This window comes from Actinomycetospora sp. CA-101289, from assembly GCF_050955895.1.
GTDB lineage: Bacteria > Actinomycetota > Actinomycetes > Mycobacteriales > Pseudonocardiaceae > Actinomycetospora.
In genome coordinates, this window is sequence record NZ_CP192093.1 from 6,098,561 (window position 1) to 6,115,450 (window position 16,890).

16 protein-coding genes are annotated in these 16,890 nt (G+C 74.5%); 6 read left to right on the forward strand and 10 right to left on the reverse strand.

Going from position 1 to position 16,890, the window contains the following annotated elements:
• Positions 1-3: 3 nt before the first annotated feature.
• Entirely contained in the window at positions 4-936 is a 933-nt protein-coding gene (locus ACQPX6_RS30250; protein WP_433784540.1) for an NAD-dependent epimerase/dehydratase family protein, read from the reverse strand.
• 42 nt (positions 937-978) lie between these two features.
• Here ACQPX6_RS30250 and cutA point away from each other — a divergent pair, with 42 nt between their 5' ends.
• Genes cutA through ACQPX6_RS30265 form a run of 3 tightly spaced genes read left to right on the forward strand, consistent with a single transcriptional unit; the run spans position 979 to position 2,995 of the window.
• Positions 979-1,323, forward strand: a complete 345-nt coding sequence (gene cutA / locus ACQPX6_RS30255; RefSeq protein WP_433784541.1) for a divalent-cation tolerance protein CutA — start codon at positions 979-981, stop codon at positions 1,321-1,323.
• Between the two features lie 11 nt (positions 1,324-1,334).
• Positions 1,335-2,564: an MFS transporter gene (locus ACQPX6_RS30260; protein ID WP_433784542.1), complete on the forward strand. Its 1,230-nt coding sequence runs from the start codon at positions 1,335-1,337 to the stop codon at positions 2,562-2,564.
• The gene (locus tag ACQPX6_RS30265; protein ID WP_433784544.1) at positions 2,561-2,995 is read left to right on the forward strand and encodes a CBS domain-containing protein; all 435 of its coding nucleotides are present in this window, start codon (positions 2,561-2,563) and stop codon (positions 2,993-2,995) included. Before ACQPX6_RS30260 ends, ACQPX6_RS30265 begins: the two co-directional genes overlap by 4 nt.
• Positions 2,996-3,002: 7 nt before the next feature.
• Here the strand turns inward: ACQPX6_RS30265 and dnaB are convergent, their stop codons facing one another.
• From dnaB to ACQPX6_RS30310, 9 genes are all read right to left on the reverse strand, one after another.
• A complete protein-coding gene (gene dnaB / locus ACQPX6_RS30270) occupies positions 3,003-5,462 on the reverse strand; it encodes a replicative DNA helicase (protein WP_433784545.1) in 2,460 nt (819 codons plus the stop codon).
• A 601-nt stretch (positions 5,463-6,063) separates the two neighbouring features.
• Positions 6,064-6,513, reverse strand: coding sequence for a 50S ribosomal protein L9 (gene rplI, locus ACQPX6_RS30275; protein ID WP_433784546.1), 450 nt, complete (start codon positions 6,511-6,513; stop codon positions 6,064-6,066).
• A gap of 11 nt (positions 6,514-6,524) precedes the next feature.
• On the reverse strand, positions 6,525-6,761 hold the full coding sequence (gene rpsR / locus ACQPX6_RS30280; protein ID WP_433784547.1) for a 30S ribosomal protein S18: 237 nt from the start codon (positions 6,759-6,761) through the stop codon (positions 6,525-6,527).
• 42 nt (positions 6,762-6,803) lie between these two features.
• Positions 6,804-7,358 (reverse strand): single-stranded DNA-binding protein, encoded by a 555-nt coding sequence (locus ACQPX6_RS30285; protein ID WP_433784548.1) that lies wholly within the window; start codon positions 7,356-7,358, stop codon positions 6,804-6,806.
• Positions 7,358-7,684: a 30S ribosomal protein S6 gene (rpsF, locus tag ACQPX6_RS30290; RefSeq protein WP_433784549.1), complete on the reverse strand. Its 327-nt coding sequence runs from the start codon at positions 7,682-7,684 to the stop codon at positions 7,358-7,360. Before rpsF ends, ACQPX6_RS30285 begins: the two co-directional genes overlap by 1 nt.
• 156 nt (positions 7,685-7,840) lie before the next feature.
• Entirely contained in the window at positions 7,841-8,776 is a 936-nt protein-coding gene (locus tag ACQPX6_RS30295; RefSeq protein ID WP_433784550.1) for a hypothetical protein, read from the reverse strand.
• Positions 8,777-8,998: 222 nt separating this feature from the next.
• Positions 8,999-10,636 (reverse strand): glycosyltransferase family 87 protein, encoded by a 1,638-nt coding sequence (locus tag ACQPX6_RS30300; RefSeq protein WP_433784551.1) that lies wholly within the window; start codon positions 10,634-10,636, stop codon positions 8,999-9,001.
• Positions 10,637-10,669: 33 nt separating this feature from the next.
• Positions 10,670-13,540 carry a transglycosylase domain-containing protein gene (locus ACQPX6_RS30305; protein ID WP_433784552.1) on the reverse strand — a complete coding sequence of 957 codons (2,871 nt, stop codon included), beginning with the start codon at positions 13,538-13,540 and terminating at the stop codon, positions 10,670-10,672.
• A gap of 79 nt (positions 13,541-13,619) precedes the next feature.
• Entirely contained in the window at positions 13,620-14,027 is a 408-nt protein-coding gene (locus ACQPX6_RS30310) for a DUF5318 family protein (RefSeq protein WP_433784554.1), read from the reverse strand.
• 179 nt (positions 14,028-14,206) lie between these two features.
• Here ACQPX6_RS30310 and ACQPX6_RS30315 point away from each other — a divergent pair, with 179 nt between their 5' ends.
• From ACQPX6_RS30315 to ACQPX6_RS30325, 3 genes are read left to right on the forward strand one after another with little or no spacing between them, the layout of a single operon-like run.
• The gene (locus ACQPX6_RS30315; protein WP_433788403.1) at positions 14,207-14,845 is read left to right on the forward strand and encodes a PadR family transcriptional regulator; all 639 of its coding nucleotides are present in this window, start codon (positions 14,207-14,209) and stop codon (positions 14,843-14,845) included.
• Between the two features lie 55 nt (positions 14,846-14,900).
• On the forward strand, positions 14,901-15,983 hold the full coding sequence (locus ACQPX6_RS30320) for an inositol-3-phosphate synthase (RefSeq protein WP_433784555.1): 1,083 nt from the start codon (positions 14,901-14,903) through the stop codon (positions 15,981-15,983).
• Positions 15,984-16,036: 53 nt separating this feature from the next.
• Positions 16,037-16,816, forward strand: coding sequence for a hypothetical protein (locus tag ACQPX6_RS30325; RefSeq protein ID WP_433784556.1), 780 nt, complete (start codon positions 16,037-16,039; stop codon positions 16,814-16,816).
• Positions 16,817-16,890: the final 74 nt, after the last annotated feature.

The following is a 16,890-nucleotide window of genomic DNA, read 5'->3' on the forward strand; positions in this document are numbered from 1 at the left end:
GTGTCACGTAGCGGGCATCCAGCGGGCCGTCAGGGCCAGTCCCTCCTCGATCCCGCGGGCGCCGAAACCCAGCGCGCGGGCGCCGTCGTCGCGCACCCGGTAGCCCCCGAGGTGGCCGTAGACGACCGAGCGGTCGGCGAAGGGCGGCGCGTCCCCGGCGAGCTCGCTGCCCTGCGGCAGGGCCCGCACGCGGTGGGGGCTCCCGGCCAGCGCGCAGAAGGTGTCGAGGACGGTGGGGAACGACGCGACCTCGCCACAGAGGACGTAGCGCCGCCCCGTCTCGCCGCGCTCGAACGCCAGCAGCTGCCCGGCCGCGACGTCCTCGGCGAGCACCCACCCGACGCAGGTGTCGACGACGTCGCCGACCTCGCCCCGCGCCGCCGCGGCCAGCAGCTGGTCGTAGCTCCACGGCCCACGCGGCGACGGCCCGTAGACGTTGACGACGGTGGCGACGACCGCGTCGACCTCGCCGGCGGCGACCGCCTCGAGCACCACCGCCTCCGCCTCGGCCTTCGTCGTCGAGTACGTGTCGGTGAGCGCGGTCCCGCCGGCCGCGTCCTCGTCCACCACGCAGCCGGGCCCCGCCGGGTCCGGGACGCAGACCGCCGCGCTCGTCGAGGTGTGCACCAGGCGCCGCACCCCCGCGCGCCGCGCCGCCGCGACCACCCGGCGGGTGCCGCCGACGTTCAGCTCGCGCGCCTCCGGCCCGGGCGCCCCGACGGCCGCGGCGAGGTGGAAGACGCCCTCGCAGCCGTCCATCGCGCGGGTCAGGGCCTCGCCGTCGGCCAGGTCGGCGGACACCCGCTCGACGCCGGCGGGCAGGACGTCGGCACGCGCCGGGTCGCGGACGACCGCCCGCACCGCGTACCCCCGCTGGTGCAGCAGGGCCACCACGGCCGACCCGACGAAGCCCGTGGCACCGGTGACGAGGAGCATCGGCGGATCGTGGCACGGAACGTCCCGCGGGAGGCCCGACGAATGACCGCTGATGCGACCACCACCCGCGTCGTCCTCACCACCACCGACTCCGCCGACGAGGCCGAGCGCCTCGCGCGGGTCCTCGTCGACGCGCGACTCGCGGCGTGCGTGCAGATCGCGGGCCCGGTGCGCAGCGTCTTCCGCTGGGAGGGCGCGGTGTCGGTGGAGCCGGAGTGGCAGCTCTGGCTCAAGACCGACGAGTCCCGCGTCGACGACCTGACCGCCCGCCTCGTCGCCGAGCACACCTACGACGTGCCCGAGGTGCTCGTCCTGCCCGTCGCCGGAGGGCACGCGCCGTACGTGACCTGGGTGACGTCGGAGGTCGCGGCTCCGGGAGACGGTTAGCCTCGGCAACGATGTCGTCTCCGGTGGTCGCTGCGCCCGCGCCGCTGCGCCGGGGCGACGCCGGCTTCCGCCCGATCGCGGTCGGGCTCTTCTTCGCGGGCTTCACGACGTTCGCGCTGCTCTACGCGACGCAGCCGCTGCTGCCGGCGCTGGTCGCGACGTACGGCACCACGCCGGGCACGGCCTCGCTGTCGGTCTCGGTGACGACCGCGGCGCTGGCGCTGGGCGTCATCCCCGCCGGCGCGCTGTCGGAGCGCTGGGGACGCCGGCCGGTCATGGTGTGGTCGCTGTCCGCCGCGGTGGTGCTGGGCCTCGCGGCGGCGCTGGCCCCGGGCCTCGGGCTCCTGCTCGTGCTGCGCGCGCTCGAGGGCCTGGCGCTGGCCGGGCTCCCCGCGGTCGGCATGGCCTACCTCGCCGACGAGATCGACGGCGAGCACCTGGGCGCGGCGATGGGGCTCTACGTCGCCGGGAACTCGGTCGGAGGATTCGGAGGGCGCCTCGTGGTCAGCGCCGTCGCCGACCTCACCGGCTCGTGGCGCTGGGCGCTCGCCGCCATCGCGCTGCTCTCGGGAGCCTGCCTCGTGGCGTTCGTCGCGGTGCTGCCCGCCTCGCGCCGCTTCCGGCCGGCGCCGGTCGGGCGGCAGGCGCTGCTGGGCGAGGTCCGCTCCCACCTCGCCGACCCCGTGCTGCGCCGCCTCTTCGCGATCGGGCTGCTCGTCATGGGCGTGTTCGTCTGCGCCTACAACTACGTGACGTTCCTGCTGCTCGCGCCGCCGTTCCGCCTGCCCGCGCTCGTCGTCGGGTTCGTCTTCGTGCTCTACGCGCTGGGCACCGCGACGTCGACGCGCACCGGCCGTCTCGCCGACCGCGTCGGCACCCGCGCCGTGCTGCTCGGCGCGGTCGGGGTCGCGGCGGTCGGCGCGGTGGCGACGCTGGCGTCGCTGCTGTGGCTGGTGATCGCCGGCCTGGCCCTGCTGACCGTCGGGTTCTTCGCGGCGCACACGGTCGCGAGCGCCGAGGTCGGGCGCCGCGCGGACCACGGCCGCGCCGTCGCCTCCGGGCTCTACCTCGGGGCGTACTACGTGGGCTCGTCGGTGGGCGGGACGCTGGGCGGCGTGGCGTTCGGGCTCGCGGGGTGGCCCGCGACCGTGGGGTTCATGGTCGTGCTGCTGGGGCTGGCGGCGGCCGTCGCGCTCCGACAACCCGGATCGGCCGGTGGCCGCCTACCCTCAGGCGGGTGAGGTGTGGCGGGGACGGGGTCGCGCCGGGGACGGTCGTCGCCGACGCGATGCTGGCGCGCCCGAAGGTGTGCGCCGCCGACCTGACCGTCGCCCGCGCGCACGAGCTCTTCGGCGACGACCACGTGCACTCGCTGCTCGTGGTGGGCGCGGGCGTCCTGCTCGCCGTGGTCGAGCAGGCCGACCTCGCCGGCGCGCCGGCGGGCGCCGCGGCCCGCCACCACGGCCGGCTCGGGGACCGCGTCGTCGGCCCGCACGAGGACATGCTGGTGACCTGGACGGCGATGCTCGCCGACGGCCGGCGCCGCCTCGCGGTGGTCGACGAGCAGGGCGTGCTGCTGGGCCTGCTCTGCCTCAAGCGCAGCGGGCGGGGGTTCTGCTCGCAGGCCGACGTCGACGCCCGGGCGTTCGAGCGCGAGGCCCTCGCGCCGTAGGGCCTCCCTAGCCTCGCGCGATGTCGCTGAAGCGGCTGTAGTGCAGCTGGTGCGCCACGGTGATGGTGGCCGTGGGCCCGTTGCGGTGCTTGGCCAGGATGACGTCGGCCTCGCCGGCTCGGGGGTCGTCGCGCTCGAACGCGTCGGGCCGGCTGAGCAGCATGACCATGTCCGCGTCCTGCTCCAGCGACCCCGACTCGCGCAGGTCGGAGAGCATCGGCTTCTTGTCGGTGCGCTGCTCGGGACCACGGTTGAGCTGGCTGATGGCGACCAGGGGGACCTCGAGCTCCTTGGCCAGCAGCTTGAGCTGCCGGGAGAACTCCGAGACCTCCTGCTGGCGGGACTCGACCTTCTTGCCCGAGGTCATCAGCTGCATGTAGTCGAGGATGATCAGCTTCAGGTCGTGGCGCTGCTTGAGCCGCCGTGCCTTCGCCCGAATCTCCATGATCGTCATGTTGGGCGAGTCGTCGATGAACATCGGCGCCTCGCTGATCTCGCTCATGCGCCGCGCCAGCCGCGTCCAGTCGTCGTCGGTCATGGTGCCGGCGCGCATGTCGGCCAGGCGGATCTTCGCCTCGGCCGAGAGCATGCGCATGACGATCTCGGTGCGGCTCATCTCCAGCGAGAAGACCACGCTGGTGAGGCCGTGCTTGATGCTCGCGTTGCGGGCGAAGTCCAGCCCGAGCGTCGAGTTGTGCGTCGGGACCATGGACCGACCGGCCAGGTACAGGTGGTCGGGGTTGTCGACCTCCACGCAGCGCACGGGTACCGACGACACCGGCCGGACGTCGACGACGTAGCGCAGGCTCGTCCGGGTGTCGTCGACCGCGCGGCGGCGCTCCTTGTGGGCGAGGCGCTTGCGCTCGAGCCGGAACACCTCCTGGGTGGTCGAGAACATCACGAGGTACGCGGTGCTCGAGCTCTCGCTGCAACCCCGCACCGGCTTGGTCACCGTCGAGCAGCGCAGCCCGACACTCGCGACGAGCTCGGCGACGTCGGCGGCCAGGCGGGCGCTGGTGACCGCGAACTGGACGACCCCCGTGGGCAGCACGGTGCCGTCGGTGTCGAGGAGACCGGCCAGCAGCGCGCGGCGCTGACCCTCGGACGCCCGCAGGTACTCGGCGGGGATGTGCTTGTCGCCGAGGACCCCCAGGGTGCGCAGGCGGGCCTGCACCGTGCCGTGCGCCCGGCCGCACACGACGCAGGCGCGCTCGGCGGGCGGCGGTTCGGCCGGGAGCCGCAGGCCGTAGCGCAGGTGGCCCATGAGCGGCGCCTCGAGACCCTCAGCCTCGACGTCCGCCGCGATCTCCGGGTCCGCACTCGTGAACGACGCCGACGCCGAGGTGCCGTCGCCCAGCCACACGCCGAGGGCGTAGGGCGGGACCGGCAGCTCGCGCTCGGGCAGCCGGAGGGGTGCGGCGACCGGCACCGAGTGGTTCACCCGGCTGCCCGGACCCGATGTGGCGGCGGTGGGGCAGCGCAGGCTCGCCGCGATCTCCGCCGTCGTCCGCACCTGGGCGGCGACGTGCGGGGACCGGCGCGAGGCCCGGGTGTCGGTGAGCCACTGGTGCTGCTCGTCGGCGACGATCACCGTGCCGTCGGAGAACTCGACCTCGTAGCAGGGCCGGCCGCGCAGGACCTCGGTGGCCGCGACGACGCGCGTGGGCCGCCCGGAGGCGTCGACCAGCCGGTCGCCGGGCCGGACCTCGCCCATCGTGGTCCAGCCGTCCGGGGTGGCGAGCGGGGTGTCGAGCGCGAGCGCCTTCCCGATGCCGGGACGGGCGGCGACGATGACCATCTGGCCGGCGTGCAGGCCGTTGGTGACGTCGTCGAGGTCGGTGAACCCGGTGGGCACGCCGAAGGACACGCCGCCGCGCGAGGCGATGGCGTCGATCTCGTCCATCGTGGGCTGGAGGACGTCCTCGAGCGCGACGTAGTCCTCGGTGACGCGGCGGTCGGTGACCTCGTAGACCGCGGCCTGGGCGCGGTCGACGACGTCGTCGGTATCGGCGCCCTCGGCCCCGTGGTAGCCGAGCTGCACGATGCGCGTGCCCGCCTCGACGAGGCGCCGCAGGATCGCGCGGTCGGCGACGATCTCGGCGTAGTAGCCGGCGTTCGCCGCCGTGGGGACCGTCGCGATGAGCGTGTGCAGGTACGGCGCCCCGCCGATGCGCAGCAGCTCGCCGCGGCGCTCGAGCTCCGCGGAGACGGTGACGGGGTCGGCCGGCTCGCCGCGGCCGTAGAGGTCGAGCACGCACTCGTAGATCGTCTGGTGGGCCGGGCGGTAGAAGTCGTCCGGCTTGAGCATCTCGACGGTGTCGGCGATGGCGTCCTTGCTGAGCAGGATCGCCCCGAGCACCGACTGCTCGGCCGGGAGGTCCTGCGGGGGCTGCCGGTCGAACTCGGTGGGCGCCTTCGACCGCTCCTGACCCCGTCCGGACGTCCCCCGGTCGTCCAGCACCGCCACGACTGCTCCCTCCGCTCGCACCACCCGGCAGGCGCCGGGACGGTGCACGTCCTCGAACACCCGTTCTAGCAGCGCCCACCGACAGCCCCGCCGTCCCGACGCCGCGGCGTCCGGGCAGCAGCCGTCCCGACCGCGTCCGTCGGCACGCTAGGGCCCCGTCGGCGGCGACCCAAGCGGGCCTGGGGATGCCCTGGGGACAGCCGGGGGGCCGATCCACCGAGCACACCCCGATGATGGGCACACACCTGGGGACAACCTGTTGGCAACCGATCTTTCTCGGCCGTTCTCCCTGCTCAGAGCCTTGTGCGCACTGTGGACAACAAGTGGATGAACGTCGCCCCGGCGCGTCGCCGGCCGCGTGTCGCCGGGGTGTTCACCCGGTCGCGCAGCGTCGCGAGCCGAGCGGGGGTCTTGGCTCGCCGGACGGTGCCGACGGTGCTCCGGGTGATCGAAGTACCGATACGGACGCTCAACGTCTGCATGAGTGGAGCACGCCGATAGGGCCACTTCGCTGACATCCCGAGCCCCGGACACACGTCGGGCCCGGTACCGCGCGGTGGCGGTCCGGGCCCGAGGTGGTGGTGCGGTGGTGGGGGGGGCGTCAGCCGCCCTGGACCTCCAGCGGGAGGTCCACGGCGACGTCCGGGTGCAGGCGCACGGTGACCGTGTGGTCGCCGGTCGACTTGATGTGCCCCGCGATGTCGACGAACCGCTTGTCGAGGTTCGGGCCGCCCTGCGAGCGGACGGCGGACACGACGTCGGCCGGGGTGATCGAGCCGAAGAGCCGGCCGCCCTGACCGGCCTTGCCGGTGACGCGCACGGTGCCCAGCCCCTGGATCTGGCCGGCCACCTCCTTGGCGTGGTCCAGGTCGCGGATCCGCTTGCCCTCCTGGGTGCGACGGATCGTCTCGACCTGCTTCTGCGCGCCGCGGGTGGCCACGATGGCCAGGCCGCGGGGCAGCAGGAAGTTGCGGCCGTAACCGTCCTTGACCTCGACGGTGTCGCCGGGGCCCCCGAGGTTGGCCACGTCGGCGGTGAGGATGAGCTTCACGTCGTCCTCCCTCAGCGCGCGGTCGAGGTGTAGGGCAGCAGGGCCATCTCGCGCGAGTTCTTCACCGCGATGGCCACGTCGCGCTGGTGCTGCGAGCAGTTGCCCGACACCCGGCGCGCGCGGATCTTCCCGCGGTCGGAGATGTACTTCCGCAGGAGGTTCGTGTCCTTGTAGTCGATCTCCTGGTTCTTGTCCTTGCAGAAGGTGCAGACCTTCTTCTTGGGCTTGCGCACCGGCGGCTTCGCCATGGTGTGTCTTCTCCTGAGCAGAACGGGAAGTGGATCGAGGTCTTAGAAGGGGGGCTCGTCGTCGTAGCCGCCGCCACCGCCGCCGCCGGAGGAACCGGCGGCCGGGGCCGAGGCCCAGGGGTCGTCGCCCCCGCCGTAGCCCCCACCGGAGCCGGAGCCGCCGCCGGAGGCGCCGTAGCCCCCGCCGCCGTTGCCGCCGCCACCGCCGTAGCCACCGCCGCCCCCGGCACCCCGGGAGGCCTTGGTGACCGACGCGGTCGCGTAGCGCAGCGACGGGCCGATCTCGTCGACCTCGAGCTCGATGACGGTGCGCTTCTCGCCCTCACGGGTCTCGAAGGAGCGCTGCTTGAGGCGTCCCTGCACGATCACCCGCGCGCCGCGGGTCAGCGTCTCGGCGACGTTCTCCGCGGCCTGGCGCCAGATGTTGCAGCGCAGGAACAGGGCCTCGCCGTCCTTCCACTCGCCGCTCTGGCGGTCGAAGGTGCGCGGCGTCGAGGCGACGGTGAAGTTCGCGACGGCGGCGCCCGACGGCGTGAACCGCAACTCCGGGTCGGCGGTGAGGTTGCCGACCACGGTGATGACGGTGTCGCCGGCCATCAGTTCGCCTTGCCCCGGCGCCCGGCGAAGGCGGGATCGCGGCGCATGACCTTGGTCCGCAGCACGGACTCGTTGAGCGCGAGCTGCCGGTCCATCTCCTTGACCGTGGCGGGCTCGCAGTTGATGTCGAGGACCGCGTAGATGCCCTCGGCGTGCTTCTCGATCTCGTAGGCGAGGCGGCGACGGCCCCACACCTCGACGTTCTCGACCGTACCGCCGTCGTTGCGGACGACGTTGAGGAACGTCTCCAGGGACGGGGCGACGGTGCGCTCGTCGAGACTCGGCTCGAGGATGACGACCAGTTCGTAGTGGCGCACGAGTTCCACTCACCTCCTGTGGGCTCAGCGGCCACGGACGTTCCGTGGCAGGAGGGGTTCTCGGTCCGACCAGTCTACCGACCGGCTCTCCGGCGCCCTCACCAGGTCCGACGCAGCGCCGGACCCGGTGGTTCCGTCGGACCCGCAGGAGGCCCGGGAGGACGGTCAGGCCGGGACGGGCGTGCGACCCACGACGGTCGGGAGCTCGTCGGCGTCCGCCGGGGCCGGCGCGGCGATGGCGGCCACCGTGAGCGCGTCGTCGTCCACCTCGTCGGCCTCGTCCGCCGTGACCGCCACGGGGGCGGCCACACCGGCCGTGTCGTCGTCCGCCTCGGAGGCGGCCGGCGCCGGCGTGCGGGCACCGACGCCCGCGGTGCCCAGCACGATGCGCCGCACCGCGAAGGCCGCGACACCGGAGAGGACGAGCACGGCGATGAGCGCCGGCACCCCGACGCCGCCGCCGGTCAGACCGTCGACGGGCAGGGCCTGCACCTGGCTGGCCGTGGTGACGGCGCTGGCCGCGTCGTAGCCCAGGTAGGCGGGCGCGCCGGCGCGCAGACCGGGGAACGCCGAGCCGAGCAGCATGTTCGGGTCGTAGGCGGCGACGCCCGGCGCGGGGCCGCTGGCCGAGCGCAGGAACGACGAGGGCAGGGCGCTGAAGGCGGGCGCGAACGCCGGCGCGGCGGCGGCGGCCTGCTGCGGGGTCAGCGCGGGCGCGGCGGGTGCGGGGGCGGCCGGGGCGACCGACGAGCGGGGGAGCAGCGAGGCCCGGGGGCGCGCCGAGGGCGACAGCACGGCGCCGGTGCCCTCGCGCAGCTCCTCGGTGGCCTGGCGCAGCGGCGGGGCGGCCTCGGCGACGCGGGTGGTCACCGGCTCGACGACCGTCACCTGCACGCGGCAGAGGATGCCGCCGAGGGTGGCGGTGATCGGGTCCATGCCCCGGGTGACCACGCGGACGATGGGGAGCCCGAGGTCGGGGATGACCTTGACCTGCTGTCCCGGCTCCGCGCGCACGGTCTGCCCGCAGCGCGCCTCGACGACGTCGTCGGAGCTGGGCGCGGCGAGGGCGGAACCGGCACCGAGCAGGAGCGAACCCGTCACCAGACCACCGGCGAGGAGGCTCGTCAGCAGACGGGGAGGACGCAGGACCATGGACGGACCTTTCTGGCGGAGCCCGGGGGAAGCCGGGGACGACCCCGCGGGGGAGCGGGCCGTCCCGGCGGCACGTGGACCCAACGAGCCCATCGCCCGGTGGTGACGCCCAGCCTCACCCGACTGCCGGAGTCGGGGCCCGCCGACACGCGGTGCACAGCGGGTCCGCCCTCATCGAGGGACTCGAGTCCGTCCCCGGGCCCGTCCGAACGGCCCAGCGACGGCGTCGACGACGGACTCGGCGCGGGCGAGGAGGCGCGTGTGGTCGGGCGCCTCGTCGAGCACGCCGCCGTCGGGGTCGTCGAGGCCGCGGGAGAACGACGGGTCGCGCGGCGTCCGGACGGGGTCGTGCTCCGGGCGCAGCACCGAGCGCACGACCAGGGCGGCGATCGCGATCACCGCGAGGTCGCGCAGGAGCACCGCGCCGTAGAACCACGGCGCGGGCAGGCCCTTGGCGTCGGTGCCGAGGTAGTAGTACATCCGCGGCGCCCAGACCAGGGCGTCGACCGCCATCCACGCCAGCAGAGGGCGCCAGCGGGGGTACGCGAGCGCCGCCAGCGGCACCAGCCACAGCGAGTACTGCGGGCTCCACACCTTGTTGGTCAGCAGGAACGCCGCCACGACGAGGAACGCGACGGCCGCGAACCGCGGGCGCCGGGGCGCCTTGACGACGAGCACCGCCACCGCGAGGCAGCACAGCGCGAACAGCACCGCGCTCACGGCGTTGAGCACGGTCGGCGGCTGGCCGGGCGCGAGCACGCCGTCGAAGCCGCTCCAGCCGGTGAGGCCCGCGACGACGTTGTAGAGCGAGTCGGGGTCGGCGCCGCGCTCGGAGTTGAGGCGGAAGAACTCCCACCACCCGGTCGGCGCCGCGATCGCCACGGGCAGGTTCAGCAGCGCCCACGCCGCCACCCCGGCCAGGGTCGCCTGGCCCCAGGCCCGCATCCGCCCCGCGCGCAGGCACAGCAGCAGCAGGGGGAAGAGCAGGAACAGCGGGTAGAGCTTGGCCGCCGCCCCGACGCCGAGGATCACCCCGGCCAGCACCGGGCGCCTGCGGGCCCAGGCGAGCATCCCGAGCGTCGCCGCCGCGACGGCGAGCGTGTCGAAGTTGGTGAACGCGTGCACCGCGACCAGCGGTGACACCGCGGCGATCGCGGCGTCCCAGGGCCGGCCGGGGCGCAGCCGGACCACCGCCCACACCGTCACGAGCCAGGCGAGGGCGAGCCAGAACGCGGAGAGGTCGAAGTAGACGACCACCGCCAGCCCGCCCGGCAGCAGGCCGGCCGAGGCGCCGGCGAGCCAGACGTCGGCGAGGCGGGCGTTGGCCCACTGGAAGAACCCGGTGAGCACCGGGTACTCCATGTAGCGCACCTGCTCGGTGCCGTCGTCGCGCCGGTCGACCCACGACGTCACGTAGGGGACGCCGCCGACGTCGAGGCGCTCGGCGGTGTAGAGCGGGACGGTGTCGGAGTAGCACATCGCCACGTACTGGCGGCCGTCGCGCCAGTCGAGCTCGAGGCCGCGCTCGCCCGGGTACTGCTGCAGGCACGGCGCCTTCGCGAACCACGCCAGCGCGAGCACGACGACGCCGAGCAGCAGCACCACCCGCAGCGGGGTGAGGAAGCGGGCGCGCCCGGCCACCGCGTGGTCGCCGAGCGGACCGCCGATCGCCGCCGACACGGACGCGACGAACGGGTCCTCCTGCGTGGGGCGGACCCGCTGGTCAGGACCCAGCGACGCCGGGTCGTGCGTGCGGGCACGTCCCGAGCTCGCCGCGCCCTGCGGGGACGCCTGGTCGGTGGAGCTCACGCGGGCCCGATCGCGCCGAGCCCGCCGGGCCGGTCAGCCACCGAAGAGGCCGCCGCCGTCGCCGCCGTCCCCACCACCGTCGCCGCCGCCCGCACCGCCGTCGCCGCCGTCTCCGGCGCCGCCACCGCCCGGGTCGGCGCCGCCGCCACCGCCGTCTCCACCGCCGCCGACACCGCCGCCCGCGTCGCCGCCGCCACCACCGTCACCGCCGTAGTAGCCGCCGCCGTCGCCGCCGTAGTACGGGTCGCCGCCGTAGGGGTCGCCGCCCTGGTCGCCGCCGCCCTGGTCGCCCTGGGGCGGACACGGCTGGCCCTCGACGCAGCCGGGCTGCTCGGGCGGGGCCGCCGGCGTGGTCTGCGGGGGCGCGCCGATCGGCCGGAAGTCGGAGAACTGCTCGACCGGGTCGCCGCGCAGGGCGTCGTTCATGTAGCCCTGCCAGATCTGGCCGGGCACCCCGCGGCCGTAGATCGGCCGCCCGCCGCTGTTCTTGATCGGCGTGTTGTCGTCGGAGCCGACCCAGACCGCCGTCGAGACCGAGGGCGTGAAGCCGACCATCCAGGCGTCGTTGTTCTGCCCGTCGACCGACGACTGCACGGTGCCGGTCTTGGCCGCCACCGGACGGCCGCCGCCGAGCGGGACGCCGGAGTGGTCGGCGACCTGGAGCATCGCCTCGGTGACGTTGCGGGCGAGCTGCTGGCTCATCCGCTGCTCGCCCGCCGGCACGCCCGCGTCGAAGAGGACCCGGCCGTCGGCCGTCGTGACGCGGCTGACGAGGTGCGGGCGGTGGTAGACGCCGTCGGCCGCGAAGGTCGCGTAGGCCGAGGCCATGTCGCCGGGGCGGACCTCGCGGTCACCCAGCGAGATGCCACCGCTGGGGTTGGGCAGCGGCGCGGAGATGCCCGCCTGGTGCGCGGCGTCGGCGACGCGCTGCGGGCCGACCTGGACGCCGAGCTGGTAGAAGACGGTGTTGATCGACTGCGTCATCGCCGTCCGGAGGTCGCAGTTCGGGCAGCTCTCGCCCTCGCTGTTCTCGATCTCGGTCCCGGCGATGGTCTGCGGGCTCGACCCGTCGAAGGTGGTGCCCAGACCGATCGGGTCGGGGTTGCGCTCGAGCCCCGCCAGCAGCACGAACGGCTTGAACGACGAGCCCGGCTGGCGCTGGGTCTGCGCGTAGTCGAAGCCCGAGCCGTCCTCGCCGCCGTAGTAGGCGAGGACCGCCCCGGTGCGCGGGTCGACCGAGACCAGCGCCGTGCGCAGGTTGGCGGGCTGGCCGCGCAGCTGGCGCTCGACCGACTCCACCGCCTCGTCCTGCATCTGCGGGTCGATCGTCGTCGTGACCTGCAGCCCCTCCTGGTTCACCTGTTGCTCGGTGATCCCGTAGCCGTTCAGCTCTGCGCGCACCGCCGAGACGATGTGGCCGCGGTCGTTGTCCGGGATGCCGCTGCGGCGGGGCTGCGGCGCGATCGTCGCCGGGAAGGTCTGCGCGCGGCGCTCGGGGGCCGGAAGCCAGTTCTGGCTGACCATGCCGTCGAGCACGAAGTTCCAGCGCTGCTCGGACATCGCCCGGTCCACCGCGGGGTCCCAGCGCGACGGGGCCTGGATCAGGCCCGCGAGCACCGCGCCCTCGGACACCGTGAGCTGCGAGACGTCCTTGCCGTAGTAGGCCTGCGACGCGGCCTGGATGCCGTACGCCCCGCGGCCGAAGTAGATGGAGTTCAGGTAGTTGCCGAGGATCTCCTCCTTGGACTGCTCCTGGGAGATCTTCGCGGCGATCACCACCTCCTTGTACTTGCGCCACAGCGAGTACTCGTCGCCCACCAGCACGTTCTTCACGTACTGCTGGGTGATCGTCGAGCCGCCGCCGACGCCGCCGGTGGTCTGGTTCCACACCGCGCGCACGATGCCGACCGGGTCGAAGCCGAGGTTCGAGTAGAACGAGCGGTCCTCGGCCGAGAGCACCGCCTGCTGGACGTGCAGCGGCACCTGGGTGATCGGCACCTTGATGCGGTTGCCCTGCTCGGGCACGAGCGAGGCCAGCGACGACCCGTTCGCGTACGAGATCGTCGCGACCTGGTTGTTGGCCGCGTCGTCGGGCGTCGGGACGCGGAAGAAGATCCAGCCGACGGCGAACGCCAGCACCGGGCCGAGCAGGAGCACCGCGAGCAGCAGGTAGGCGGTGCGCCGGATGCGCCGCCAGCGCCGCTTGCGCGGGTCCGGGGCGGGCTCCTCGCGCTGCGGGCGACGGCCGCCGCCGCGGGGCGGGTCGTCGTCGCCGCCGGTGCGGCGGGTGGGCGCCGGGGACACCGCGGTGCCCGAGATGCCGCTGGCGGCCAGTGCGGAGCCGGAGGCCGCCGTCGCGGTCGGGGCCATCGCCCGGGTCGCGCTCGTGCGGCCGGGCCGGCCGGTGTCGTGGGTCAGCAGGCGCCCGTCGCCCCAGGCCTCCGCGCGCCCGTCACCGGCCTCGCGGCCGTCGGGCGGGGTGACGGTGCCGACGGCGCTGCGGCGCGCGGCGGGGGCGGTGGCGCCGGTCGACACGGTGGGGGCGTCGGTGGCGTGCTCGTGCGTCGGGTTCTGCGACGGGGGCACGGCCCGCCATCCCGGGGGCAGACCGCCGACCGGTGGTGGCTCGTGGCGCTGGTCCTGGCGCTGGTGGTCCTGGCGCTGGTCGTGGCGCATCGTCGGCGGCGGGCCGGAGCGGCCGTGCGGGGGCGGACCGGGACGGGCTCCCGGCGGCGGGCCCTGGGGGCCGCGCGGGGGTCCCGGCGGCGGGCCGGGCGGGCCGCTGCGGTGGGGCGGACCGGGCGGGGTGCCCCGGTCGGACCGCGGCGGGGGTGCGCCGGGGTGGGACCGGTCGGGCCCGGAGGGGCGTGTGCCCCCGCGGTCCGTGCGCCGCTCGTCGTCCACCGATCGCCTCCCGATGCCGGGCGCATGTCCCGGAGCCCCGCTCTCGTCGGTCCCGGACGCCGACCGCCACGGCGGGCCGTCAGGTGGTGGCGGTCCGGCGGCGCCGGCGGCCCCCTCCCGACGCGTCGTCGGTTCCCAGGACGTATGACTGTACGAGGTGGTTCCACCGACACGATCGGCAGACCTCCACGACGTGGACGGTGAACTCGCTGACCGCATCCGCCAACCGGCTGATCTCGTCGGCGGATCGGGCGGATCCCGCGGCCGCGCCGAGGCGCTCGCCGAAGATCCACAGCACCTCGGTCAGGGGTTCGCGGTGACAGAGCGGGCACGTCCGCGTGGTCGGCCGGCCGTGGAACGAGGCGGCCCGGAGCAGGTAGGCCCCGGCGTCGCACGCCTCGGCGGTGGGCACGCGCCCGGCCGCGACGGCGGCGATCGCCGCGCGGCGCTGCAGCGCGTAGTCGACCACCTGACGGGCTCCCGGCACGCGTTCCAGCGTAGCCATCACCGGGCCCCGCGTCCCCTCGTCGCGGGTCCTGCGGAGGCGCCCCGGTGCGCGCCCGGGTGTGACGTGATCGTCCTCCCGTCACCCCTGATGTATCGCGGCGATACAGTCAGCCGCGAGTCGCGCGTTCGCGCGGCCGAGGTTCCGGACGGGAGGTGGCCGTGCTCGAACTCGCGGTGCTCGGCCTCCTGCACGAGGCACCGATGCACGGCTACCAGCTGCGCAAGCAGCTGCACGCCCGCCTCGGCACCTTCCGCGCGTTCTCCTGGGGCTCCCTCTACCCGACCCTGCGTCGACTCCAGCGCGCCGGGCTCATCGCGGAGACCAGTGAGTCCGCGGAGGCCACCGAGGACGGCGCCGAGCCCGCCGCCACCGCCCGCGCCCGCGGGTCGTGGGGACGGCGCGGCCGCCGCGTCTTCGCGCTGACCGCCGACGGCAAGGACCGCTTCGACGAGCTCGTGGCCGAGGCCGGCCCGCAGACCTGGGACGACGAGAGCTTCGGCGTCCACCTGGCCTTCTTCTCCCGCACGCCGGTCGAGGTGCGCATGCGCATCCTCGAGGGCCGGCGACGCCGCGTGGAGGAGCGTCGCGAGGGCCTGCGTTCGACGCTGTCGCGCGCGAGCGAGCAGATCGACCACTACACCCGCGAGCTGCACCGCCTCGGCCTCGAGTCCACGGAGCGCGAGGTGCGCTGGCTCAACGAGCTCATCGCCGCCGAGCGCGACGGAGCCCGACCCGACGCGGCCGGGACGCCGGACGAGGTGCCCGCACCCCGCCCGCCGTCCGAGAGCGACGCCTGAACCACCAGGTCCGTCCACACCCTTCACCCCGAGGAAGAGACAAGAGGAGACACCCATGGGTTCGGTCCGAGTGGCGATCGTCGGCGTGGGCAACTGCGCCGCGTCCCTCGTGCAGGGCGTGACGTACTACGCCGATGCCGACCCGGCCGCCCGTGTGCCGGGTCTCATGCACGTCGACTTCGGCGGCTACCACGTCCGCGACCTCGAGTTCGTGGCCGCGTTCGACGTCGACGCGAAGAAGGTGGGCCAGGACCTGGCCGACGCCATCGTCGCCTCCGAGAACAACACCATCAAGATCGCCGACGTGGCGCCCACGGGCGTGACCGTGCAGCGCGGTCCGACGATGGACGGCCTCGGCCGCTACTACCGCGAGACGATCACCGAGGCCGACGGCGACCCCGTCGACGTCGTCGCCGCCCTGCGCGAGGCGCGGGCCGACGTGCTGGTGTCGTACCTGCCCGTGGGCAGCGAGGACGCCGACCGCTTCTACGCGCAGTGCGCGCTCGACGCGGGCGTCGGCTTCGTCAACGCCCTGCCCGTGTTCATCGCGTCGGACCCCGAGTGGGCGAAGAAGTTCACCGACGCCGGGGTGCCGATCGTCGGCGACGACATCAAGTCCCAGGTCGGCGCGACCATCACCCACCGCGTGCTCGCGAAGCTCTTCGAGGACCGCGGCGTGCAGCTCGACCGCACGATGCAGCTCAACGTGGGCGGCAACATGGACTTCCGCAACATGCTCGAGCGCGAGCGCCTGGAGTCCAAGAAGACGTCCAAGACCAACTCGGTGACCTCGCAGATCGACCGCGACATGGGCGCGGGCAACATCCACATCGGCCCGTCGGACCACGTCGCGTGGCTCGACGACCGCAAGTGGGCCTACGTGCGCCTCGAGGGCCGGGCGTTCGGCGACGTGCCGCTGTCGCTCGAGTACAAGCTCGAGGTGTGGGACTCGCCGAACTCCGCCGGCATCATCATCGACGCCGTGCGCGCGGCGAAGATCGCGATGGACCGGGGCATCGGCGGCCCGCTGCTGGCGCCGTCGTCGTACTTCATGAAGTCGCCGCCCGAGCAGTACCGGGACTCGGTGGCCTACGACCGCGTCGAGGAGTTCATCCGCGGGGAGCGCGGGCCGGCCTGAGGCGGATTCGACCGAAGGACGCCCGTGGCCGGAACGGTGGCGGCGAGGCTGTGGTGACCGAAGGGCCCGTTCGCTCGACTAGTTCGAGCGGACGGGCCCTTCGCTCGCGTCGGGGGAGGTCGCAACGAGGACGGCGGAGCCACCAGGGCGCGCGCCTGCTCCAGCGCGGCCCGGAGCTTGCGCTCGACGCCTCGGGGGTCCTCGCGCAGCTCTCGCGGCGTGATCGGGACGACCACGAACCCGGCCGCGACGAGCTCGGCGTGCCGGCGCATCGTCGCGTCGAAGGCCCGAGGTCGGCGTGGTGGGCGAACGAGTGCAGCTCGATCGCCATGGGCACGCCGTCGACCAGGCCGTCGACGCAGGCCAGGAACGACCCGCGGCGCGGTGGACGTCGCGGTTCCAGCGAACCTCGGGGACCCCTCGATCCCGGCGACGAGCTCGCGCAGCCAGGCCTCGGCGGCGGACCGGATGCCGTCCTCGAGCTCGACGATCACCGATCGCACCAGGGCGGCACCCCGGCAGGAGCCCGTCTCGATCTCGGCGCGGAGGGCCGCGACGGTGACCATGCGCCGCTGGACCGCCTCGCAGAGCAGGGCGCGGACCTCGTCGATGTGCGTGAGCCGGCGCGCAGCGTCGAGCACGGCGCGGTGCAGCACGGCGCAGCGGATGCCCTGCAGAAGGCGGACGGCCGGCACCCTCTCGGTGCGCTCGACCAGCAGGAACTCTCGGACAGGCGCCGGTTTGGACGCAGCTCGCGTGCTCGCGGCTCCACGTTTCGAGCGAAGGGGCCCTTCGCTCAAGACACACGCTGCTCGCCGCCCGCCACCGCGTGATCACCGGCGCGGCTGATCGGGCCGGGCCACCGCCGGCGCCACGCACCCGATTCGTTCCGGCGGCGGGCGCCCAT

Excerpts from the sequence above, each read along its gene's own strand:
- cutA (WP_433784541.1), top strand. The coding sequence starts at position 979 with ATGACCGCTGATGCGACCACCACCCGCGTCGTCCTCACCACCACCGAC.
- ACQPX6_RS30285 (WP_433784548.1), bottom strand. The coding sequence starts at position 7,358 with ATGGCCGGCGACACCGTCATCACCGTGGTCGGCAACCTCACCGCCGAC.
- ACQPX6_RS30260 (WP_433784542.1), top strand. The coding sequence starts at position 1,335 with ATGTCGTCTCCGGTGGTCGCTGCGCCCGCGCCGCTGCGCCGGGGCGAC.
- ACQPX6_RS30320 (WP_433784555.1), top strand. The coding sequence starts at position 14,901 with ATGGGTTCGGTCCGAGTGGCGATCGTCGGCGTGGGCAACTGCGCCGCG.
- rpsR (WP_433784547.1), bottom strand. The coding sequence starts at position 6,761 with ATGGCGAAGCCGCCGGTGCGCAAGCCCAAGAAGAAGGTCTGCACCTTC.
- ACQPX6_RS30250 (WP_433784540.1), bottom strand. The coding sequence starts at position 936 with ATGCTCCTCGTCACCGGTGCCACGGGCTTCGTCGGGTCGGCCGTGGTG.